Here is a 20541-nt window from a genome sequence, read left to right on the forward strand (position 1 = left end):
GGGTAGGCAAAACCCCACCATCGCCGGGCCCCGCCGTCGTGCCGGCGCGGGGGTGCCCAGTAGAGTCGCCCCCGGTGCGGCGGGAGGCCCGGCCCGGCCGGCACCTCCCGCCACCAGCACGCCGACCGGGAGGCTCCGTGCAGGCCACCGCCGCGATCATCATCTTCGTCTGCGCGTACGTGATGATCGCCTCGGAGAAGGTGCACCGGACGGCGGTGGCGCTCGGCGGCGCCGGCCTGATGCTCCTGCTGCACGTGACCGACGCCGAGGACGCGTTCTTCTCCCCCGAGTCCGGGATCGACTGGAACGTCGTCTTCCTGCTCCTCGGCATGATGGTGATCGTCTCGGTGCTGCGGCGCACCGGCCTGTTCGAGTACGTGGCGATCTGGGCCGCCAAGCGCGCGCGGGGACGCCCCTACCGGCTGATGGTGATGCTGGTCGCCCTGACGGCCGGGGCGTCCGCGCTGCTGGACAACGTCACCACCGTCCTGCTGATCGCGCCCGTGACCTTCCTCGTCTGCGAGCGGCTCCGCCTGGCGCCCGAGCCGTACCTGATCGCCGAGGTCATGGCGTCCAACATCGGCGGCACCGCGACGCTCGTCGGCGACCCGCCCAACATCATCATCGCCAGTCGCGGCGGACTGTCGTTCAACGACTTCCTCGTCCACCTCGCGCCCCTCGTCGTGCTGCTGGTCATCGTCTTCTGCGGGCTGTGCCGGTGGCTGTTCCGCTCGGCGTTCCGCTACGACCCCGGCCTCGCCGCCGAGATCATGGAGCTGGAGGAGCGGGAGGCCATCACCGACCGGCGGCTGCTCGCGCAGGGACTCGCCGTCCTCGGCGTCGTCGTGGCGGCGTTCGTGCTGCATCCCGTCCTGCACTACGAGCCGTCCGTGGTCGCGCTGCTCGGCGCCGGGCTGCTCGTCGCCGCGACCCGGGTCACCACCGAGGAGGCGCTCGCCGAGGTCGAGTGGCCCACGCTGGTGTTCTTCGCCGGCCTGTTCGTGATGGTCGGCGGGCTCGTCCGGACGGGCGTCATCGGCCAGATCTCCGAGGCCGCCGCCGACGCCACCGGCGGACGGCTCGGGGTCGCCGCGATGCTGCTGCTGTGGGCGTCCGCCGGCCTGTCGGCGATCGTGGACAACATCCCCTATGTCGCCACGATGAGCCCGATCGTCGCCGACCTGGCCGGGCAGTACCCGGGCACGGAGGGGCACGTCCTGTGGTGGGCGCTCGCCCTCGGCGCCGACCTCGGCGGCAACGCCACCGCGATCGGCGCGAGCGCCAACGTCGTCGTGCTCGGCATCGCCGCCCGCAACGGCACCCCGATCAGCTTCTGGCGCTTCACCCGCTACGGGCTCGTCGTCACCCTCGCCATGGTCGCCCTGTCGACCCCCTACCTCTGGCTGCGCTACCTGTGAGCCATATCCCGGACGGGATCGGTCAGGATGAGGGGATGGACGAAGTACCTGAGGACTGGGACCGGGCCCTCGCGGTCGTGGCGCACCCCGACGACCTGGAGTACGGGACGTCGGCGGCGGTCGCCAGGTGGACGGGCCAGGGCAAGACCGTGACCGAGGTGCTCGCCACCCGCGGCGAGGCCGGGATCGACTCGATGGACCCCGACGAGGTCCGCCGGATCCGCAGCGCGGAGCAGATCGAGGCGGCGCGGATCGTCGGGGTCGAGACCGTCGAGTTCCTCGACCTGCCGGACGGCATGCTGGAGTACGGGCTGCCGCTGCGGCGCTCCATCGCCGCCGCGATCCGGTGGCACCGGCCCGAGGTCGTCCTGTCGGTCAACTTCCGGGAGACCTTCCCCGGCGGCGGCTTCAACATGGCCGACCACCGGGCGCTCGGCCTCGCCGTCGCGGACGCGATCAGGGACGCGGCGAACCGGTGGGTGTTCCGCGACCTCGACCTCGAACCGTGGCAGGGCGTCCGGTTCGCGCTCTTCGGCGGGTCGCCGTCGGCCACCCACTACGTCGACGTCGGCGGCCACCTGCAGGCGGGCATCGACTCCCTGCTCGCGCACAGGGTGTACTTCTCGAACCTCGGCGCCGGGTTCGACGCGGCCGCGTTCCTCACCGGCATGGCCGAGGAGGGCGGGCGCGCCGCCGGCGTCGAGCACGCGATGACGTTCGAGATGATCGGGTCCTAGCGGCGGGCGTTGGGCCGCTTGCCCTTGTTGTGCTTGCTTCTCTTGCGGGCACGGCGTTTGCGCGTCTTCTTCGACATGCCCTGATTGACCACCCGCGGGCCGTCCAAGGCAAGGAATCCGCCGGGCGCAGACGGCAGGAACCCGCCGGGGCGCACGTCCGAAAAGGCGTGCGCCCCGGCGGGCGGTGATCCGGCGCAGGCTCGTCCGGCGCGGGACCCCGGAGGCCCCGGCGGGCGGCCGGCGAGGCTCGGCCTCAGCGGACCTCGGTGATCTCGGGACCGCGCTCGAAGGGGTTGAAGGTCTCCTCGGCCTCGCCCTCCTGCTCCTCGGCGCCCTCGCTGAACTCCTTGGGGATCTGCAGCTCCAGCAGGTCGCGGGGAGGCATCGGGGCGTCGCCGCGGTGCACGACGATGCCGCTCAGCACGTCCTCGAGGACCTGCCACTGCTCCTCGTCCTCGATCGCGGCGCCGTGCACCGTGGCCTGGAGGAACCAGCGGGGGCCGTCCACCCCGAGGAAACGGATGATCTGCGGCGCCCAGCCCTGCTCGATGAACTCGGCCGGGATCTGCTCGCGGACCTCCTGCGGCATCTCCGCGAGGACCTCCTCGGTCAGCGCGGCGGGCACCATCGCCAGCAGTTCGGGGCCGAACGGGCCCTCGCCCTCCTGGATCTGGCCCTGGGCCTCCTCCTGGATGTCCTTGGCGGTCTCACGGCGCACGTCCTCCCAGATGCCGCTGCGCTTCGGCGCGGCGAACACCTGGAGCTGCATGGCGCTCTCCTCGTACTGCACCAGCACGGCGACGGGCCGCCCGTCCAGCGGGTTGCCCTCCTCGTCCACCTGGGTGGCCTCGAAGTTCACCTGGAAACCCAGTCCCGGGGCGACCGGCACCTTGAGCGCCCCGAAATCGAGCCGCTGCAACTCGGGGAAGGAGTCCCCCGAGTCCCACGGCCCGCCCGTGGCCGACTCCGCCTCGGCGGGAGCCTCCTCGGCGGTCTCCGCCGGCTCCTCGGCCACCTCGGCACCCTTCTCGGGCTCCTCGGCCTGCCGGCGACGTCCAAAAGCCACGACTCACGCTCCTTCTCGACTGTGCTCATTGTTCCCGGACCCGGGCGCCGGGCCGAATCCGCCGGTCGACCCGAGGCCGTCCGCTCCGCGCGCCGATCCGGGAAGGTCGGCGACCTCGTGGAACACCGCCCGCTCGACCCGCTGCACGACCATCTGCGCGATGCGGTCTCCGCGCCGCAGCGTCACCGTGGCGCGGGGGTCGGTGTTCAGCAGGGTCACCTTGATCTCACCCCGATAGCCGGCGTCGACCGTTCCGGGTGCGTTGACTATGGTCACTCCCAACCTAGCGCCCAATCCGGACCTCGGGTGAATGAAAGCGGCGTAGCCGTCCGGCAGGGCGATCGCCATCCCGGTGGGCACGACCGCGCGCTCCCCCGGCGGCAGCTCGACGTCCACGGCGGTGACCAGATCGGCGCCCGCGTCGCCGGGATGGGCGTACTGCGGCAGCGGCAACCGCGGATCGAGCCGTTGGATCAGCACATCGACCTTGCTCACGGGTTCCACCTCACGCGCTCAACCTGCCGGAAAACCCCACGACCCTACCCAGGGCACCGAGCCCGGCCGCCGCTGAAACGCCGCCGCCGCGCGAGAGTCCGGCAGTTGACCCTACCCGGTCCCGGACGTGACCACTTCCGGAAGGTTTGGCCCCGAAGCTCCAGATCACGCGTAGCGTCACTTCTGTTACCCGCGGTGCTTCTGTGGGACATGCGTCCCACAGGAAGGGGACGACATGGGCAAACCTGGACGCGAGGTCACCCATCGGTCGCTGGACGGTGTGCGCGTCCGGCTCTCCGGCAAGCACGACTTCCGGCATCCGTGCACGTCGGTGGCGCGGATCGCCGACGGCGGCCGGCTCCACGAGATCTCCTCCGGCACCCGCGAGGACGCGCTCGGCTGGGCGGAGGACATCGGGCTCGACCGCTTCGAGGAGGAGTTCCACCTCCAGGGCGGGCGGCTGCGGGTCGGCCGGACGACGACCCGCGACCCCGACACCGGGCTGCGCGACCCGGTCCTCGCGGCCGTGTGGGAGGGCCGCCGGCACGCGGTGTTCACGCACCTCTACCACGGGCGCCCCGCGGACGCGGTGGCCTTCTTCGGCACGCTGCGGCTCACCGAGCACGCCGACGGCGTGACCGCCGTCCCGCGCGGGCGGGCGCGCCGCCCCGACCCCGCCGAGATGGTCAAGGAGGTCCCCGGGCTCGGCCTCCTGGAGATCACCCCGCTCACCACGCAGACCCGCAGGAGGCTGCCGCCGTGGCGCGGCGCCTCGGTGGCGGGCGGCGAGCTCTTCCAGGACACGGTGGAGGGCCAGGGGCCGTACTTCCTGCTCGCGCTCCGGTCGCTGCTGGTGACCGTGCTGCCCGAGGAGGACCAGGTGCGGGAGACGCCGCGCCGGCTCGCGGGGCTGGCGGTCGAGGCGATCCGGTGACCGCGCTGCTCGCCGGCATCGCGGCCGTCACGGTGCCGCTCGTCCTGCTGGCCTCGCTCGCCGGGCAGCTCCGGAGCACGGCGGCACTGCCGTCGGCGCTGCGCGCGCACGGCGTGTTCCCGCCCGCCCTCGCCGGCGCCGTCGCGGCGGCCGTGATCGCCGTGGAGGCGGCCACGGGCCTCGCCGGCGCGGCGGCGCTGCTGCTCTGGCGGGACGGGCCCATGCGCGTGACGTGCGCGGCCGCGGCCGCCCTGCTCGCCTTGTACGCGATCTACGCGGCCCATGTCTCCCGCACGCGGCACGGCGTCCCGTGCGGCTGCGCGGGCGCCCGCACACCGATGACCGGCTGGGTCGCCGGACGGGCCGCCGCGCTCTCCGCGCTGGCGGCGGCCGGCGCCCTGCACGGCCTCCCCGCCGGTTCCACCGCCTCCGAGCTGTTCGTCGCCGGCACGGCGGGCCTCGGGTTCGCGGTGATCCTCTGGACGCTCCCGCACGCAATGATCGAGGAGAGGAGGACGGCCGGATGACCTTCCAGACCAGCGCGCTGCTGCTGTCATGGGTGGCGATCCTGCTGCTCGCCCTGGTCGTCGCCGGTCTGGTCCGGCAGGTGCACGCGCTCGGCCAGGGCGCGTCCCCGCGGCCGGGGCTCGGCCCCGCGCCCGGGACGCGGGCACCGGCCTTCGAGCGGCTCGGGCCGGGCCTGCTGCTGTTCCTGGACCGCGACTGCGGCGTCTGCACCGACGTGCTGGCCGCCGCCGGCGCCCTGGACCGCCCGCTGCACGCCATCTTCGCCGGCCCGCCGCCGGACGGCGCGTCCCGGCCCGGCGTGACCGTGCTGACCGGCGAGCAGGACGGCCTGTTCGCCGACTACGCCGTCCCCGCCACGCCGTTCGCCGTGCTCGTCGGCGCCGACGGGCGGGTGCGGTCCGCCGAGCCGGTGGGCTCCGCCGAGGCCCTCCGCGACCTCGCCCTGGAGGGGGCACGATGATCGAACTGGAGGACATCCCCCCGCTGCGCGGCCCGCGCCCCGAGGGGGCACAGCGCGTCCGGCGCCGTCCCGTCCCCGCGGACGAGCCGAGGTTCCGGCCGGTGCGGCGCAGCGTCCTCACCGGCCTCGCCGCCGCCGGCGCGACCGCCGGGCTGAAGGCCCTCGGCGTCTTCCCGCCCGCCCGTGAGGCCCTCTCGTCCGGGTTCCAGCTGGTCGGCTACTACGACATCTATCCGCGCTGCCCGTCGTACGCCGCCAACCACAACTGCTCCCCCGGCTGCGGGCCGAGCTACGCGTGCAGCTGGTGCTGCCGGACGAGCGGCAAGTACAAGGGCTTCCACAAGTCCGGGGTGTCGCACCCGGGCTGGTACAAGCTGCGGCCCAGCCAGTGCTACAGCGGCGGCTACGACGGATGGCTCTGGGCCTACTCCAAGAGCTGCGGCAAGTGCAAGAAGGGCGTCACCTGGCGCTGCCACGACGGCTGGAAGAAGTCCAAGAAGGGCAACTGGTACAAGACCATCTGCCGCAAAGCGACCGCGTGCAAGAACTGACCGCGGGACGGCTGCGGCGGGGTGCGACCGATCCCCTGATCCCCGTCGCGGCCCTCGCGCTTCTCGCGGTCTCCGCCGCCGCCCTGGACGCCACCGTCCTGTGCTGGGCCTCGGTCGGCGCGCTCGCCGGGTTCTCCCTGTCCGGCAGCGTTTGAACGCGCAACAGCGAATCCGTGCTGTTCTCGCCAGGTTGGCGGGCCCCGATACGGCAGGGCGGGATCCTGGCCGTCTTCACCCTCGGGCTCCTGCTCGGGGGCACGCTGAGCGCGACGGTGATCTGGCTGCTGTCGGGCCTCTCCGCGCCGCTGCCGCCGTCCGCCCGGACGGCCGCGATCCTGGCCGTGGCCGCGGTGGGCGTCGCCCGCGAGCTCGGCCTGATCCGCATACCGCTCCCCCAGAACGCGCGGCAGATCCCGCAGGAGGTCCTGCAGACCCACCTGCGCCGCGGCACCCTCCAGTTCGGCTTCGAGCTGGGCACCGGCGTGCGCACCTACGTCTCCGCCACCGCGCCCTACGTCCTGGCCCTGGCGCTGCTCCTCGTCCACGAGAGCCTGCCGGTCACCGTCCTGACCGGCACCGCCTTCGGCCTGGGCCGGGCCCTGAGCGCCCTCCTCACCTACCTGGCCCGGGACGACCACCGGGACGCCACGGTGGCGGCCCGGCTCCCCCGGATGAAGACCACGACGGCGGTCGTGTCGCTGATCGCACTCACGCTTCTGCTCACGGGGTGACGAGGCTGGAACCGGACATGGGCGTCGGGCGTCGGGTATGGCAGAGTCGCCGTGGAGGTGGGCCCGTGTCCTGGTCGCTGGTGGTCGCCGCGATCGTGCGGTGGTTCGCCGTGGCCGAATGGCTCGGCTCCGCCGCTCCTGGGCAGTCCGTGCTGGTGGTCATGGGCTCGTTGACCGTGGCGGGGCTGCTGGTGCTGGCGGCCGTGCGCGTCCGCGCGGCGTGCCGGGGACGGCGGGCCTCACTGGCGCGGGTGCGGACGGCCCTGCGCGAGCGGACACTGCGCACGGCGTTCCTGCCGCAGCGCGACCCGGACGCGGCGGGACGGCCCCGTCCGAGGGCACCCGGAACGGGGATCGCGGCCGCCTGAGCGCGGCCGATACGCCATCGATCCCCACGTTCCGGAAGGCTCTCTCATGTTCGACATTCCTGTCTCGATCGCCGCTGCCCTGGTGGGCGGGCTGGCGGACGCCCTGGACCCGGTCGCCGGCGGGCTGGCCACCGCGCTGGCGATCGTCCTGTTCACCGCGGCGGTACGGCTGCTGCTCGTCCCGCTCGCGATCTCGGCGGCGAAGGGCGAGCGGACGCGGGCCCGGCTGCTCCCCCAGGTCCAGGCGTTGCAGAAGAGGCACGCGAAGAATCCGCAGCGGCTCCAGCGGGAGATGGCCGCGCTCTACGAGAAGGAGGGCGCGACGCCGCTCAGCGGATGCCTGCCGATGTTCGCGCAGGTGCCGTTCTTCATGGTGACGTACCGGCTGTTCGTGTCCGCGACGGTCGCCGGGCACCAGAACCTGCTGCTCACGCACACGCTGCTCGCGGCGCCGCTGGGCCAGAACTGGATCGGCGTCCTCGGCGGCGGGCTGCTCTCGCCGCCGTCGCTGGTCTTCCTGGGACTGTTCGCGCTGCTCGCCTGCGTCGCCGTCTGGACGTCGCGGCGGGTCACCGCCGAGGGGCCGATGGGCGTCGCGGCGCGGCTCATGCCGTTCGGGACGATCGCGGTCGCGGCGTTCGTCCCGCTCGCGGCGGGGTTGTACCTGCTGACGTCCGGGGCGTGGACGGCGGTGGAGCGGGCCGTTCTGCACCGCAGGATCGTGGCGGCCGGCTGATCGGTCTTGACGGATGTCCGGCGGGGTCGGTTCGATGGAAACCGAATGGCGTTCTGACTTCTGAGGACGGTGTGCGGTGACCGCGACGCTAAGGGCGACCGAGGACGACCTGTCGGACCTCGCCTTCTGGTCCCTGCCGCCGGCCCGGCGGCTGGAGGCCTTCGCGCGGCTGCGGGAGCGCGAGTCCCCGGCGTTCTTCCCCGAGCTCAAGCTGCCGTTCATCAAGACCGGACCGGGCTACTACGCGCTCGCCCGGCACGCGGACGTGGTGGAGGCCAGCCGGACGCCGGAGGTCTTCAGCAGCGAGCCGTGCTCCAACAGCATCGCCGACCTGCCCCGGTACATGGCCCGCTACTTCGGCTCGATGATCAACATGGACGACCCGCGGCACGCCAAGATCCGCCGGATCGTGTCGCGGGCGTTCACCCCCCGCGTCCTCGCCAAGCTGGACGCCGACCTGCAGACGACGGCGACGCGGATCGTCGACGACCTGCGGCGCAAGGGCTCCGCCGACTTCGTGACCGACGTCGCGGCCCGGCTCCCCGTGCAGGTCATCTGCGACATGATGGGCATCCCCGAGCGGGTCCGGCCGATGGTGTACGACCGGACGAACATCATCCTCGGCCTGGGCGACCCCGAGTACACCGGCGGCAAGGACTTCAACCGCGACGGCATCACCCGGATCGGCGTCCTGTACGGGCTGCTCAAGGCGATGACGGCCGGATACGAGCTGAACCACCTGGCGATGAAGCTGGCCAGCCGGCGCCGCCGGTACCCCGGCGACGACCTGGTGTCGCGGCTTGTGTCCGCCAACGTGGACGGGGAGTCGCTGACCGACCAGGAGATCGGTTCGTTCTTCATCCTGCTCGTCGTCGCCGGGAACGAGACGACCCGCAACGCCATGACGCACGGGCTGAAGTTGCTCACCGACAACCCCGAGCAACGGGCGCTGCTGACGGAGGACTTCGAGGCGCACATCCCGGGCGCGGTGGAGGAGATCGTCCGGATGGCGACGCCGGTCATCCAGTTCCGCCGGACGGTCACCCGCGACCACGAGATGAACGGTCACCAGTACAGGGCGGGCGACAAGGTCCTGCTGTTCTACAACTCCGCCAACCGCGACGCCGAGGTCTTCGAGAACCCGGACGTCTTCGACATCACCCGCTCCCCCAACCCGCACGTGGGGTTCGGCGGGCCGGGCCCGCACTTCTGCCTCGGCGCCAACCTGGCCCGGCAGGAGATCACGGTGATGTTCCGGGAGCTGTTCACCCGCGTCCCGGAGATCCGGGCCGCCGGTGAGCCGCAGATGCTCTACTCCAACTTCATCAACGGCATCAAGCACCTGCCCTGCACGTTCTGAACGGCCCCACGACTCGGCGGGCCCGGTGCCCTACGTCGCGGGGGCGAGGACGACGTCGACGGTCAGGGCGGCGGGCGCGTCCTCCAGCGTCAGGTCGGCGATCCGCCCGGCCGCGGCCAGATCCGGCCGCGCGATCCGCATGACCTCGGCGCCGCGGACGACCGCGCGGGACACGTCGGCGCGCATCGACGCCTTCGCCTCCGACTTGGCCTTGCGGACCTGCCGGAGCGCCTCCCCCGTCGCGGCGAGCACCGCCGGGTCGCCGCCGCGGGGCAGTTCGGCGACCGTGGGCCAGGACGCCGTGTGCACCGACCCGCGCCGCCACCACGACCAGACCTCCTCGGTCACGAACGGCAGGACGGGCGCGAACAGGCGCAGCAGCACCGCGAGCGCCGTGCGCAGCGCGGCCCGCGCCGACCGCGCCTCGGGGCCGTCCCCGTAGGCGCGCGCCTTGACCAGTTCCAGGTAGTCGTCGCAGAACTCCCAGAAGAACCGCTCCGTCCGCTCCAGCGCACGCGCGTAGTCGTAGCCCTCGAACGCGTCCGTCGCGTCCTGGACGACACCGGACAGCGCCGCCAGCATCGCCCGGTCCAGCGGCTCGGTCACCGGGGCGTCCGCGGTGACCTCGCCGAGCCCGAGCACGAACTTCGACGCGTTGAGGATCTTGATGGCCAGCCGGCGGCCGACCTTGATCTGGCCCGTGTCGAACGCCGTGTCGGTGCCGGGGCGCCCGCCGGCGGCCCAGTAGCGGACGGCGTCGGAGCCGTACTGGATCAGCAGGTCGATCGGCGTGACGACGTTCCCCTTCGACTTCGACATCTTCTTGCGGTCCGGGTCGAGGATCCATCCCGACAGCGCGGCGGCCCCCCACGGCAGCGAGCCGTGCTCCAGATGCGAGCGGACGACCGTGGAGAACAGCCACGTCCGGATGATGTCGTGCGCCTGCGGCCGCAGGTCGTAGGGGAAGACCCGGCCGAACAGGTCGGCGTCGCGCTCCCAGCCGCCCGCGATCTGCGGGGTCAGCGACGACGTCGCCCAGGTGTCCATCACGTCGGGGTCGCCGATGAAGCCGCCCGGCGTGCCGCGCCGGTCCTCGGTGAAGCCCGGCGGGACGTCCGACGACGGGTCGACCGGCAGCGCGTCCTCGGACGGGACGATCGGCTCGCCGTAGACCGGGTCGCCGGAGTCGTCCAGCCGATACCAGACGGGGATCGGCACGCCGAAGAAGCGCTGCCGCGAGATGAGCCAGTCGCCGTTCAGGCCCTCGACCCAGTTCTCGTAGCGGGCCCGCATGTAGCCGGGGTGCCACTCCAGCTCCCGCCCGCGCGCGAGCAGCTCCGCGCGGACGCCCTCGTCGCGGCCCCCGTTGCGGATGTACCACTGCCGGGTCGTGACGATCTCCAGCGGCTTGTTCCCCTTCTCGTAGAACTTCACCGGCCGGCTGATCTTTCGGGGTTCGCCGTCGAGGTCGCCGGACTCGCGCAGCAGCTCGACGACGCGCTCCTTGGCGGAGAACACCGTCCTGCCCGCCAGCTCGTCGTACGGCCGGGCGGGGACGCCCTCCGGCGGGTCGGCGGCGAGGCGCCCGTCCCAGTCGACGACCGCGCGGGTGGGCAGGTTCAGCTCGCGCCACCAGGTGACGTCGGTGACGTCGCCGAACGTGCAGATCATCGCGATGCCGGAGCCCTTGTCGGGCTCGGCGAGCCGGTGCGCGACGACCGGGACGTCGACGCCGAACAGCGGCGTGCGGACGGTCGTCCCGAACAGCTCCTGGTACCGCTCGTCGTCGGGATGCGCGACCAGGGCGACGCACGCGGGGAGCAGTTCCGGCCGCGTGGTCTCGATGTAGACCGGGCGCCGCTCGCCGTGGAACCGGATGCGGTAGAACGCGCCGGGCTGCTCGCGGTCCTCCAGCTCGGCCTGCGCGACGGCGGTGCGGAACGTGACGTCCCACAGCGTCGGCGCCTCGGAGACGTACGCCTCGCCCCGGGCGAGGTTGCGCAGGAACGCGCGCTGGGACGCCGTCCGGGCGGTGTCGCCGATGGTGGTGTAGAGGTGGTTCCAGTCGACCGAGAGGCCGACGCGGCGCCACATCTCCTCGAACGCCTTCTCGTCGACCTCGGTCAGCCGTTCGCACAGCTCGATGAAGTTGCGCCGGGAGATCGGCCGCTGCCGTTTCGGATCCGGCTTGGCGGGCGGCTCGAAGTCGGGGTCGTAGGGAAGCGATGGATCGCACCTGACACCAAAATGGTTCTGCACGCGGCGTTCGGTGGGAAGCCCGTTATCGTCCCATCCCATCGGGTAGAAGACCGCCCGACCGCGCATGCGGTGGAACCGCGCGACGGTATCGGTGTGGGTGTAGGAGAAGACGTGGCCGACGTGGAGGGAACCGCTCACGGTGGGCGGCGGGGTGTCGATCGAGTAGACCTCGGCACGCGGCCGGGTGCGGTCGAAGCGGTAGACGCCCTCCTCCTGCCAGACGCGTACCCACTTGTCCTCCAGGCCGTCCAGGGAGGGCTTCGGAGGAACGTGCGGAGTACGCGGCTGCTCTGTCATGCGCTCAATGGTATTGACAACGGCCCGGGTCGCACGCTGATTACCCGCGCGGACGCGGCGATCACCTCCACCGCCGGGGGCGGACCGTTCCGGTAGCGTCGGAGACGACAGACGAGTGGAGGACGAATATGGCGGACAAGGGCGACATCGGCTGGCGGGTGATGGCCGGCGCGGCCGCATTCGCGGGCGGCTTCGTCGCGAAGAAAGTGATCACGCTGGCCTGGAAGAAGAGCACCGGCAAGGAGCCGCCGACCAATCCCGAATCCCCCGACGTCGCGCTGACCGAGGCGCTCGGGTGGGCCGTGGTGATGGGGGTGGGCATGGAGATCGCCCGCCTGCTCGCCACCCGTGCCGCCGCCCGCCAGTGGGCCAAGGGCACCGGGGAGCTCCCGTCGCATCTCAAGGCCGAGGTCTGACCCTGCCCGCGGCGACGCGGGCCGGCTAGGGCGTGAGGCCGCGGGTGTCGTCGCCGGGAAGCCTCGGCGGGATGCCGGCGGTCTCGCGCAGGTCGTTGCGGAGCTTCGTCGCGAGGGCCCGGGTCGCCGAGCGGTTGAGCGCGGCTCCCGCGGCGGCGCCGGTGAGGAAGGGGCCCATCGTGCCGAGGCTGCGGCCGAAGGTGCGGAGCATGCGCTTGCGCAGGGCCGACTTGGCGGCCGTTCCGAGCGCGCTGGTGAGGGAGCCGGTCTCCAGCGGGTTGATGCCGCGCTGCCGCGCCCAGGACGTGACGAAGGCGGCGCCGCGGGCGGTGCCGGTGCCCTGCACGCGGACCCCGTACACCTCGTGCAGCTCGGCGATCATCTTGACCTCGACCGCCGCGACGACGAGCGTCTCGGCGGCGAGCTGGGCGGGCGCCGTCAGCAGCAGCGGCGGGGCGGCGAACTCCACGGCGGCCAGCGCGCCCCCGGCGGCGCCGATCGTGGTCGTGGTGTTGCCCGCCACCTTGACGATCCGGTCGGCGAGCTCCTCGCCCATCAGCCCGTGGTGGTGCGCCTGCAGCGTCTCCAGGTCGCGGATCGTGATGTGCGGCGCGACCTCGACGAGCAGGTCGGCGAGCCAGCGGCCGCGCCCGATCCCCGCGGCGCCCACCTTGCGGGCGCTCTGGCCGAGCAGCCTGGCCAGTCGTCCGAGCAGGCGGCCGCGGGTCTCGCGGTCCATGTCCTCGTCGGCGGTGAGCCGTCCGATCAGCTCACCCAGTTCCGTGGAGCCGTCGCCGGGCGCCGGCTCCACCTCGTCACGGCGTCGTTCTATCTCTCCCGCCACCCCGCGGCCACTCCCGGTCAGGCGGCGCACTCGCGGCAGATCGGCCGGCCGTTCTTCTCCGTGGCCAGCTGACTGCGGTGGTGCACGAGGAAGCAGCGGGTGCAGGTGAACTCGTCGGCCTGCCGCGGGACCACCCGGAAGGTGAGCTCCTCGTTCGACAGGTCGGCGCCCGGGAGCTCGGCGACCTCACCGGCGTCCAGGTCCTCGTCGATGATGCTGGCGGCCTTGTCGGCCCGCCGGGCCTGGAGCTCCTGGAGGCTGTCCTCGCTCAGGTCGTCATCTGTCTTGCGTGGGCTGTCGTAGTCGGTCGCCATCTTCTATCTCCATCCCCCTCAGGTCTTTATGCGCCCCGTCGCGCGGATCTAACGCTCGGGGGACCGTTCTTGTGCCCGATCCGGGCCGGAAATTCTGTCACGGTTGGTGACCTGCGACACACGAGGCGCGACCGTTCCCACGAGTGACACCCATCACCCGGATCTTTCCTCGTACTGTGTCTTCCGTCACATACCCGGCGAATGCCACGGCCCGGTCCGGAGGGCCGGGACACCTGCCGGGGTTCCCGCGGCGGCGGGGATCATATCGGTCCGGGGGGCGTTGCGCGCGCCGACCGGCCCGGCACAGCGAGATGGCCCGATCCGGCTGGCGGAACTTCGAACCAGACGCTTCGGTGAAACGTCTGAACTAACGCGATATCGTGCCCGCCTGAGATTGGGGGCGGACCCCCTGCGGGGGCCCGGCCCGGCGATCGCCGGCTACGGAACTCCGGAGACGGGTCCGGCGCACAATGTCGCGGACATCACTGCGGGTCACTGGAGGGTCAGATGCCGGATGCCGCTCCGCTGGAGCCGGGCGATCCTAGGGCACTCGGACAGTACGAGGTCGTCGGACGCCTGGGCGCCGGGGGCCAGGGCGCCGTCTTCCTGGGCAAGGCGCCCGGAGGGCAATACGTCGCGGTCAAGCTGCTGCACGCGCAGATGGCCAACGATCCCGCCGCGCGGGCCCGCTTCACCCGTGAGGTGTCGGCGGCGCAGAAGGTCGAGCCCTTCTGCACAGCGCGCGTGCTGGAGGCCGACGTCCACGGTGACCAGCCGTACGTCGTCAGCGAGTTCATCGACGGCCCGTCCCTGCACGACGTCGTCGCGCACGACGGGCCGCGCAGCGCCGCCGAGCTGGAGCGGCTGGCGATCGGCACGGTGACCGCGCTCGCGGCCATCCACGAGGCCGGGATCGTGCACCGCGACTTCAAGCCGAACAACGTCATGCTGGCGTCCGACGGCCCGCGCGTCGTCGACTTCGGCATCGCGCGGACGGTGAACTCGCAGGAGAGCGCCGTCACCGCGACCGGCATGGTGGTGGGCACGCCGGGCTACCTGGCGCCCGAGCAGCTCACCGGCGCGCCGCTCACCCCGGCCGTCGACATCTTCGCCTGGGCCGCGACGATGGTGTTCGCCGCCACCGGGCAGTCGCCGTTCGAGGCCGACACGCTGCCGGTCATCATCAACCGGATCCTGAACGAGGACCCCGACCTGTCGGCGCTGCCGCCGGGCCCGCTGCGCGACCTGATCGGGCGCTGCCTGTCCAAGGACGCGGGGCTGCGCCCGCCCGCGCCGCAGCTGCTGCTGAACCTCCTCGGCCACGTCGGCGCCGCCCCGGCCGGGCAGGGCGCCGGCCAGGAGGACCTGCTCAACCAGGGCACCCGGATCGCCTCGCAGCTTCCGCCGCCGCCCCCGGTGCCGCCCGCGCCGCGGCCCCAGCCGCAGCAGCAGCCGATCACCCCGCCGCCGATGCCGCTGCACCAGGGCGGCATGGGCGGCAACATGGGCGGGCCGAACACCCCGCCGCCGCAGCCGATCACGCCGCCGCCCATGCCCATGTACCAGGGCGCGCCGATGCCGCCGTCGCCGCCCCCGATGCAGATGCAGCAGCCCGTCCCGCCGGGGCCGGGGTACGGGCCGCCGAAGCAGTCCAGCTCCGCCGGCCCGATCATCGCGATCGGCTGCGGCGCGCTGGCGCTCATCGTGATCCTGGTCGTCGTGGTGCTGGTCATCATCGGCGCCAACAGCGACGACGACCCGCCCGTGACGACGTACACGCCGCCGACGAACACCTACACCCCGAGTGACAGGCCGACGACCAGCACGACCGGCGGGCTGCTCGGCGTGTGGGACGGCAACGGCAACCAGCCGAGCGCCTCGTCCGGGCACACGAGCTTCCAGGTGCGCTTCGCCCTGCTCTACACCAGCGGCACGGCCCGGTACACCTACCCGTCGGGCGCGCAGGACAACTGCTACACCAGGCTGTCCCTCATCTCCGACGACGGCGACGGCGGAAAGGTCGAGTACCGCGAGACCCCGATGGCGGGGATGGACCCGAAGGAGTGCGCCTCCGGCTACATCACGTTCATCCCGTCCAGCTCCACCTCGATGCGGTGGGAGTGGCGGCAGACCCAGTCGTCCCCGAGCCCCGACGCCTACGGGACCGTGAGCAAGTGACCGCGGAGGTCGCCCCGCTCCGCCCGGGTGACCCCTCGCAGCTCGGTTCCTACCGGCTGACCGGCCTCCTCGGCGAGGGCGGTCAGGGCGCCGTCTACCTCGGAGAGGACGAGCCGGGCCACCGGGTCGCCGTGAAGCTGCTGCACGCGCGCTTCAGCGGCGACCCGAAGGCGCGGTCCCGGTTCGCGGCCGAGGTCGCGGTCGCCAAGCGGGTGTCGGCGTTCTGCACGGCCCGCGTCCTGGACTCCGACGTCGAGGGCGACCGCCCCTACATCGTCAGCGAGTACATCGACGGGCCGGCGCTGTCGGACGTGCTCACGGCCGAGGGGCCGCGGCGCGGCGCCGACCTGGACCGGCTGGCGATCGGGACGATGACCGCGCTCGCCGCCATCCACCAGGCGGGGGTCGTGCACCGCGACTTCAAGCCCGCCAACGTGCTGCTCGCGCCGGACGGCCCGCGGGTGATCGACTTCGGCATCGCGCGGGCGCTGGACGCCACCGGGACGATGTCGAGCACGGCCATCGGCACGCCCGCCTACATGGCGCCCGAGCAGATCTCCGGCGCGCGGGTCGGCCCGGCCGCCGACGTGTTCGCGTGGGCCGCGACGATGGTGTACGCGGCCACGGCGCGCCCGGCGTTCGGGCAGGACTCGATCCCCGCGGTCATGCATCGCATCCTCAACCTGCCGCCCGACCTCGGCGATCTCCAGGAGCCGCTGCGCCGGGTCGTCACGGACTGCCTCAGCAAGGACCCGGCGCTGCGTCCGGCGTCCCAGCAGGTCCTCGCGCACCTGCTGGAACTGGCCGGGAGCCTGCCGCAGCCGAGCGCACCGCAGGGCGGCGCGGACGCCGTGATGCTCACGCAGGGCGCTCAGACGGCCGCCACCGAGTCCGTGCAGTTGCGCGTCCAGACACCGCCGCCCTTCCCGCAGCCGCCAATCCCCGGACCGCAGACGCCGCCGCCCATGCCGGGCCCGGCGTGGCCCTCCCCCGCCCCGCCGCCCAACGGGGGCACGCCGGGCACATGGCCGAGGGCCGGGCATCCCGGGCAGCTCGGGCATCCCGGCGGCTTCACCACGCCGTCCGGGACGGGCGGGCGGCGCGGCATCACCGTCCTCGCCAGTGCGGGCGGCGCCGCGCTCGCCGTGCTGGTGCTCGCCGCGGGCCTGGCCTACATCCAGCTTCGCGGAGACTCCGAGGAGACTCCGCCGGCGACCGGGCGGACCGGCGGGACGCTGCCGGTCTCGATGTCGTCACCGACGACGATCAAGGGCGAGATCGACCCGTCGCACGCCTACGCCGGCACCGAGAAGTTCCTCACCAAGCAGCTGTTCACCGGCCTCACCGAGCTCGGCGCCGACGGCGTCGCCCGCCACCGCCTCGCCACGTCGATCCAGCCGGACGCCGAATGCCGGCAGTGGACGATCACGATCAAGGACGGGACGACGTTCAGCAACGGCGAGCCCGTCGACGCGCAGTCGTTCGCCCGCGGCTGGGCGCGCAGCGCGGCGGAGAAGACCGGACCCGGCTCGTACCTGATGAACGACATCGAGGGGTTCTCCTCCGTATCGTCCGCGGGGAGCGGGGAGCTGTCCGGGGTCAAGGTGGCGTCGCCCACCACCCTGGTCGTCAGGCTGAGCGATCCCAACTGCGACTTCGGGGCGCGGCTGTCCGAACCGCCCTTCATGCCCGCTCCGCAGGCGGCGGGGAAGCCCGACAACACCGTGTACAACGAGCGCCCGATCGGCAACGGGCCGTTCCGGCTGGAGGAGTACCGTAAGGAGGCGAGCGTCTCGCTCGTCCGCAACACCGCCTGGGCGTTCGGCAAGACCAAGCTGGACCGCGTCACCGTCATGCTCGGCAGCGATCCCGCCAAGGGACGCGCGGCGTACGCGGCGGGCGAGGTCGACTGGTACACGATCGGCACCGAGGAGCTGTCCACGGTTCCGGACACCGGGGTCACCTCCCGTCCCCTGCCGTTCACCAGGATGCTCGTCCCGCTCACGGCCAAGGGCCCGATGAAGTCGAAGGAGGCGCGGGAAGCCGTCTCCTACGCCATCGACCGCGGCAAGCTCAGCCTGACGCTCGGCGGCTTCTCCAAGCCCGCCCACGGCATCGTCCCGGCATCGGTCCCGGGGTTCGGCAAGCCCGGCGCCTGCCCGTCCTGCGACAAGTACGACCCGGAGCGGGCGAAGACGCTCGCCTCCCAGGCCGGGCTCAAGACGGGCGACACCGTCCCGATCTACTTCCGGGAGTCGCCCGTCGACAAGCGCCTGGCCGAGGTCGTCGGCCAGCAGCTGAGGTCGGTGCTCGGCCTGCGGGTGGAGATGAAGTCGTATCCGGTCGCCGAGTTCACGAAGTACCGCGAGGCGGTCATCGCCGGGGACGCGTCCGGGCTGGCCTTCCTGCCCTACGGCCCCGACTACCCGGGCGCCTACACGATGCTCTGGCCGCTGCTGGGCGGCGACCTGGTCGCGACCAGCGGCAACGCCTACTACAACCTCGGCAAGTACAAGAACGACCGCTTCGACAACCTGGTCTCCACCGCGCTCAGGACCGGTCCGGCCCAGAACCGCACCGAGCTGTTCAAGCAGGCCGAGAAGGTGGCGCTGGACGACATGGCGCTGATTCCGCTGGTCAACGACGGCCGTGTCGCCGTCCTCCGGCAGGGCGAGTACGTGAAGCTGGCGATGGACTACGACGGCGACCCGACCGTGGCGACGGCCGCGCTCAAGTAGCCGCTCATGTGACGCCGCTCATGTGACGCCGCTCATGTGACGCCGCTCATGTGACGGGGCCCGCCGGCGGCAGCCGGACGGTGACGATCAGCCCGCCGCCGGGGCGGGGCGCCGCGTACACCGCGCCGCGGTGCGCCAGCACCACCGAGCGGACGATCGACAGCCCGAGGCCCGCGCCCTTGGCCGACTCGACGCGGTCGGCGTTCAGCCGCCGGAACGGCTCGAACAGCCGCTCCACCTCGTAGGCGGGCACGACGGGCCCGGTGTTCTCGACCTGGACGGTGGCGTACCCCTCCAGCATGCCGGTGCGGATCCACAGCTCGCCGCCGTCCTCCCGGTTGTGCTTGACGGCGTTCTCGACGAGGTTGGACACCAGATGCTCCAGGAGCACCGGGTCGCCGAGCGCCGCCCCCGACGTCAGCTCCGGGTGCACCGTGACGTCGTTGTCGTGCTCGCGGCGGGCGGACTGCTCCAGCACGGTCGCCGCCACCTCCGCCAGGTCGACGGGCGTGCGGGCGGTCAGCTCCCGCTCGCTGCGGGCCAGCAGCAGCAGTCCCTCGATGAGCCGCTCGTGCCGGGCGTTGGTCGCCAGCAGCGTCCGGCCGACGGCGCGCAGGTCGTCCGACACCTCGGGGTCGCCGAGCGCCACCTCCAGCAGGGTCCGGTTGATCGCGAGGGGGGTGCGCAGCTCGTGCGAGGCGTTGGCGACGAACCGGCGCTGCGAGTCGAACGCCTGCCCGAGCCGCTCCAGCATCGCGTCGAAGGTGTCGGCCAGCTCCTTGATCTCGTCCTCGGGGCCCTCCAGCGCGATCCGCTCGTGCAGGGTGCTCTCCGACAATCGGCGCGCGGTGGTGGTGACCCGCTGCAGGGGGCTGAGGGCACGGTCGGCGACGAACCAGCCGAGCACCAGCGTGATGACCCCCACCCCGCCGAGGGCGAGCAGCGACCGCCCGACGAGCTGCTTCATCGTCTGCTCGACGAACTGGCGCTGCAGTTCGGCCGCCTCCGCGTCGGAGATCCCGAAGCCGATCACCTTGACGTTGCCGAGGATGTTGGCCATCAGGACCGACATCACGAAGAGCAGCAGCGCCCCGGCCATGAAGAACAGCAGCCCGTACAGGAGGGTGAGGCGCAGCCGCACGCTCATTCTGGCGGGCACCACGTCCAGCTGCGGGAACGGCCCGCTGCCCTCGCCGCGCCACACGCCCGCCGGGTAGGGCTGCGGGACCTGCTGCGGGCCGGGGCGGCGCCACCGGCCGCCGCGCCGCGCGCCGCCGGCGTCGCCGTTCGCGCCGTCCGCGCCGGGGACGGCGGTCGGCCCGGTCGCCTGCGCGCCGTTCCCCCATCCGGCGTCGGTGCGGGTGGCGGGGCCCTGCTCCTGGGCCGCGCCGCCGGTCTCGTCCGGCCGGTTCCGGGGTGCTGGTTCGTCGGTCACAGTCGGTATCCCACTCCGGGCACGGTCTCGATCACCGGGGGGTCGCCGAGCTTCTTGCGCAGCGTCATCATCGTGACCCGGACGACGTTGGTGAACGGGTCGATGTGCTCGTCCCAGGCCTTCTCCAGGAGGTGCTCGGAGCTGACGACGGCGCCGTCCGCGCTGAGCAGCACCTCCAGGACCGCGAACTCCTTGCGGGTCAGCTCCACCGGGCGGCCGTCCCGCGCGACCTCCCGGCGGGCCGGGTCGAGCGTGATCCCGGCGCGCTCCAGGACGGGCGGCAGCGGCGCCGCGGCGCGCCGGCCGAGGGCGCGCACGCGGGCGATCAGCTCGGCGAACGCGAACGGCTTGGCCAGGTAGTCGTCGGCGCCGATGGACAGCCCCTCGACGCGGTCGTCCAGCTCGCCCGCCGCCGTCAACATGATGATCCGCGCCGGGTAGCGCTGGGCGACGAGCTGCTTGCAGACGTCGTCGCCGTGGACCTTGGGCAGGTCGCGGTCGAGCACGATCACGTCGTACTCGTTGACGCCGGCCCGCTCCAGCGCGCCCGCGCCGTCGTAGGCCACGTCCACGGCCAGCGTCTCCCTGCGCAGGCCGGTGGCGATGGCGTCGGCGAGCACGCGCTCGTCCTCGACGACTAGAACACGCACGGGGTCCCCCTCCTGGCCGGGGCTCG

At 72.6% G+C, this 20541-nt stretch carries 21 protein-coding genes; 14 read left to right on the forward strand and 7 right to left on the reverse strand.

Annotated features, from left to right (window positions below):
• Window positions 1–137 precede the first annotated feature (137 nt).
• Both K8Z49_RS13640 and K8Z49_RS13645 read left to right on the forward strand, forming a co-directional pair.
• A complete protein-coding gene (locus K8Z49_RS13640) occupies window positions 138–1418 on the forward strand; it encodes an ArsB/NhaD family transporter (RefSeq protein ID WP_021593577.1) in 1281 nt (426 codons plus the stop codon).
• A gap of 35 nt (window positions 1419–1453) precedes the next feature.
• Window positions 1454–2155: a PIG-L deacetylase family protein gene (locus tag K8Z49_RS13645; protein ID WP_021593578.1), complete on the forward strand. Its 702-nt coding sequence runs from the start codon at window positions 1454–1456 to the stop codon at window positions 2153–2155.
• Window positions 2156–2408: 253 nt separating this feature from the next.
• On the opposite strand, the gene K8Z49_RS13650 is transcribed toward K8Z49_RS13645, so the two are convergent.
• Both K8Z49_RS13650 and dut read right to left on the reverse strand, forming a co-directional pair.
• Window positions 2409–3221 carry a DUF3710 domain-containing protein gene (locus tag K8Z49_RS13650; protein WP_024935042.1) on the reverse strand — a complete coding sequence of 271 codons (813 nt, stop codon included), beginning with the start codon at window positions 3219–3221 and terminating at the stop codon, window positions 2409–2411.
• 3 nt (window positions 3222–3224) lie between these two features.
• Entirely contained in the window at window positions 3225–3716 is a 492-nt protein-coding gene (dut, locus tag K8Z49_RS13655; protein ID WP_021593580.1) for a dUTP diphosphatase, read from the reverse strand.
• A gap of 235 nt (window positions 3717–3951) precedes the next feature.
• On the opposite strand from dut, the gene K8Z49_RS13660 reads away from it, so the two are divergent.
• From K8Z49_RS13660 to K8Z49_RS13700, 9 genes are all read left to right on the forward strand, one after another.
• Window positions 3952–4650, forward strand: coding sequence for a hypothetical protein (locus tag K8Z49_RS13660; RefSeq protein WP_412519053.1), 699 nt, complete (start codon window positions 3952–3954; stop codon window positions 4648–4650).
• Window positions 4647–5177, forward strand: a complete 531-nt coding sequence (locus K8Z49_RS13665) for a MauE/DoxX family redox-associated membrane protein (protein ID WP_075020220.1) — start codon at window positions 4647–4649, stop codon at window positions 5175–5177. The genes K8Z49_RS13660 and K8Z49_RS13665 overlap by 4 nt, the downstream gene beginning before the upstream one ends.
• On the forward strand, window positions 5174–5638 hold the full coding sequence (locus K8Z49_RS13670) for a hypothetical protein (protein ID WP_021593583.1): 465 nt from the start codon (window positions 5174–5176) through the stop codon (window positions 5636–5638). Before K8Z49_RS13665 ends, K8Z49_RS13670 begins: the two co-directional genes overlap by 4 nt.
• On the forward strand, window positions 5635–6189 hold the full coding sequence (locus K8Z49_RS13675) for a hypothetical protein (RefSeq protein ID WP_021593584.1): 555 nt from the start codon (window positions 5635–5637) through the stop codon (window positions 6187–6189). Before K8Z49_RS13670 ends, K8Z49_RS13675 begins: the two co-directional genes overlap by 4 nt.
• The gene (locus K8Z49_RS13680; protein ID WP_021593585.1) at window positions 6177–6344 is read left to right on the forward strand and encodes a hypothetical protein; all 168 of its coding nucleotides are present in this window, start codon (window positions 6177–6179) and stop codon (window positions 6342–6344) included. Before K8Z49_RS13675 ends, K8Z49_RS13680 begins: the two co-directional genes overlap by 13 nt.
• Before the next feature lie 18 nt (window positions 6345–6362).
• A complete protein-coding gene (locus K8Z49_RS13685; RefSeq protein WP_021593586.1) occupies window positions 6363–6920 on the forward strand; it encodes a hypothetical protein in 558 nt (185 codons plus the stop codon).
• A 65-nt stretch (window positions 6921–6985) separates the two neighbouring features.
• The gene (locus K8Z49_RS13690; protein ID WP_075020218.1) at window positions 6986–7288 is read left to right on the forward strand and encodes a DUF6412 domain-containing protein; all 303 of its coding nucleotides are present in this window, start codon (window positions 6986–6988) and stop codon (window positions 7286–7288) included.
• A 46-nt stretch (window positions 7289–7334) separates the two neighbouring features.
• Window positions 7335–8024: a YidC/Oxa1 family membrane protein insertase gene (locus K8Z49_RS13695; protein ID WP_412519056.1), complete on the forward strand. Its 690-nt coding sequence runs from the start codon at window positions 7335–7337 to the stop codon at window positions 8022–8024.
• Between the two features lie 76 nt (window positions 8025–8100).
• A complete protein-coding gene (locus tag K8Z49_RS13700; protein ID WP_412519058.1) occupies window positions 8101–9384 on the forward strand; it encodes a cytochrome P450 in 1284 nt (427 codons plus the stop codon).
• Window positions 9385–9414: 30 nt separating this feature from the next.
• On the opposite strand, the gene valS is transcribed toward K8Z49_RS13700, so the two are convergent.
• Complete coding sequence (valS, locus tag K8Z49_RS13705; protein WP_412519060.1) at window positions 9415–11940, reverse strand: valine--tRNA ligase; 2526 nt, start codon at window positions 11938–11940, stop codon at window positions 9415–9417.
• A 128-nt stretch (window positions 11941–12068) separates the two neighbouring features.
• On the opposite strand from valS, the gene K8Z49_RS13710 reads away from it, so the two are divergent.
• Window positions 12069–12356 (forward strand): DUF4235 domain-containing protein, encoded by a 288-nt coding sequence (locus K8Z49_RS13710; RefSeq protein ID WP_021593592.1) that lies wholly within the window; start codon window positions 12069–12071, stop codon window positions 12354–12356.
• A 25-nt stretch (window positions 12357–12381) separates the two neighbouring features.
• On the opposite strand, the gene K8Z49_RS13715 is transcribed toward K8Z49_RS13710, so the two are convergent.
• Window positions 12382–13200: a hypothetical protein gene (locus tag K8Z49_RS13715; RefSeq protein ID WP_235206393.1), complete on the reverse strand. Its 819-nt coding sequence runs from the start codon at window positions 13198–13200 to the stop codon at window positions 12382–12384.
• A gap of 17 nt (window positions 13201–13217) precedes the next feature.
• Window positions 13218–13514 (reverse strand): DUF4193 domain-containing protein, encoded by a 297-nt coding sequence (locus K8Z49_RS13720; protein WP_021593594.1) that lies wholly within the window; start codon window positions 13512–13514, stop codon window positions 13218–13220.
• Window positions 13515–14021: 507 nt separating this feature from the next.
• Between K8Z49_RS13720 and K8Z49_RS13725 the strand changes: the two genes are divergently transcribed.
• Both K8Z49_RS13725 and K8Z49_RS13730 read left to right on the forward strand, forming a co-directional pair.
• Complete coding sequence (locus tag K8Z49_RS13725) at window positions 14022–15692, forward strand: serine/threonine-protein kinase (protein WP_024935040.1); 1671 nt, start codon at window positions 14022–14024, stop codon at window positions 15690–15692.
• Window positions 15689–18430, forward strand: coding sequence for an ABC transporter substrate-binding protein (locus K8Z49_RS13730; RefSeq protein ID WP_412519063.1), 2742 nt, complete (start codon window positions 15689–15691; stop codon window positions 18428–18430). The genes K8Z49_RS13725 and K8Z49_RS13730 overlap by 4 nt, the downstream gene beginning before the upstream one ends.
• 46 nt (window positions 18431–18476) lie before the next feature.
• On the opposite strand, the gene K8Z49_RS13735 is transcribed toward K8Z49_RS13730, so the two are convergent.
• Window positions 18477–19865 carry a sensor histidine kinase gene (locus K8Z49_RS13735; RefSeq protein WP_412519065.1) on the reverse strand — a complete coding sequence of 463 codons (1389 nt, stop codon included), beginning with the start codon at window positions 19863–19865 and terminating at the stop codon, window positions 18477–18479.
• Window positions 19862–20515 carry a response regulator transcription factor gene (locus tag K8Z49_RS13740; protein WP_024935038.1) on the reverse strand — a complete coding sequence of 218 codons (654 nt, stop codon included), beginning with the start codon at window positions 20513–20515 and terminating at the stop codon, window positions 19862–19864. The genes K8Z49_RS13735 and K8Z49_RS13740 overlap by 4 nt, the downstream gene beginning before the upstream one ends.
• Window positions 20516–20541 lie beyond the last annotated feature (26 nt).

It is taken from the genome of Actinomadura madurae (assembly GCF_047130825.1).
GTDB lineage: Bacteria > Actinomycetota > Actinomycetes > Streptosporangiales > Streptosporangiaceae > Spirillospora > Spirillospora madurae.

What these genes read in the sequence shown, in the direction of transcription:
- K8Z49_RS13645 (WP_021593578.1), top strand. Translation starts at nt 1,454, where the DNA reads ATGGACGAAGTACCTGAGGACTGGGACCGGGCCCTCGCGGTCGTGGCG.
- K8Z49_RS13660 (WP_412519053.1), top strand. Translation starts at nt 3,952, where the DNA reads ATGGGCAAACCTGGACGCGAGGTCACCCATCGGTCGCTGGACGGTGTG.
- K8Z49_RS13670 (WP_021593583.1), top strand. Translation starts at nt 5,174, where the DNA reads ATGACCTTCCAGACCAGCGCGCTGCTGCTGTCATGGGTGGCGATCCTG.
- K8Z49_RS13675 (WP_021593584.1), top strand. Translation starts at nt 5,635, where the DNA reads ATGATCGAACTGGAGGACATCCCCCCGCTGCGCGGCCCGCGCCCCGAG.
- K8Z49_RS13695 (WP_412519056.1), top strand. Translation starts at nt 7,335, where the DNA reads ATGTTCGACATTCCTGTCTCGATCGCCGCTGCCCTGGTGGGCGGGCTG.
- valS (WP_412519060.1), bottom strand. Translation starts at nt 11,940, where the DNA reads ATGACAGAGCAGCCGCGTACTCCGCACGTTCCTCCGAAGCCCTCCCTG.
- K8Z49_RS13710 (WP_021593592.1), top strand. Translation starts at nt 12,069, where the DNA reads ATGGCGGACAAGGGCGACATCGGCTGGCGGGTGATGGCCGGCGCGGCC.
- K8Z49_RS13720 (WP_021593594.1), bottom strand. Translation starts at nt 13,514, where the DNA reads ATGGCGACCGACTACGACAGCCCACGCAAGACAGATGACGACCTGAGC.
- K8Z49_RS13725 (WP_024935040.1), top strand. Translation starts at nt 14,022, where the DNA reads ATGCCGGATGCCGCTCCGCTGGAGCCGGGCGATCCTAGGGCACTCGGA.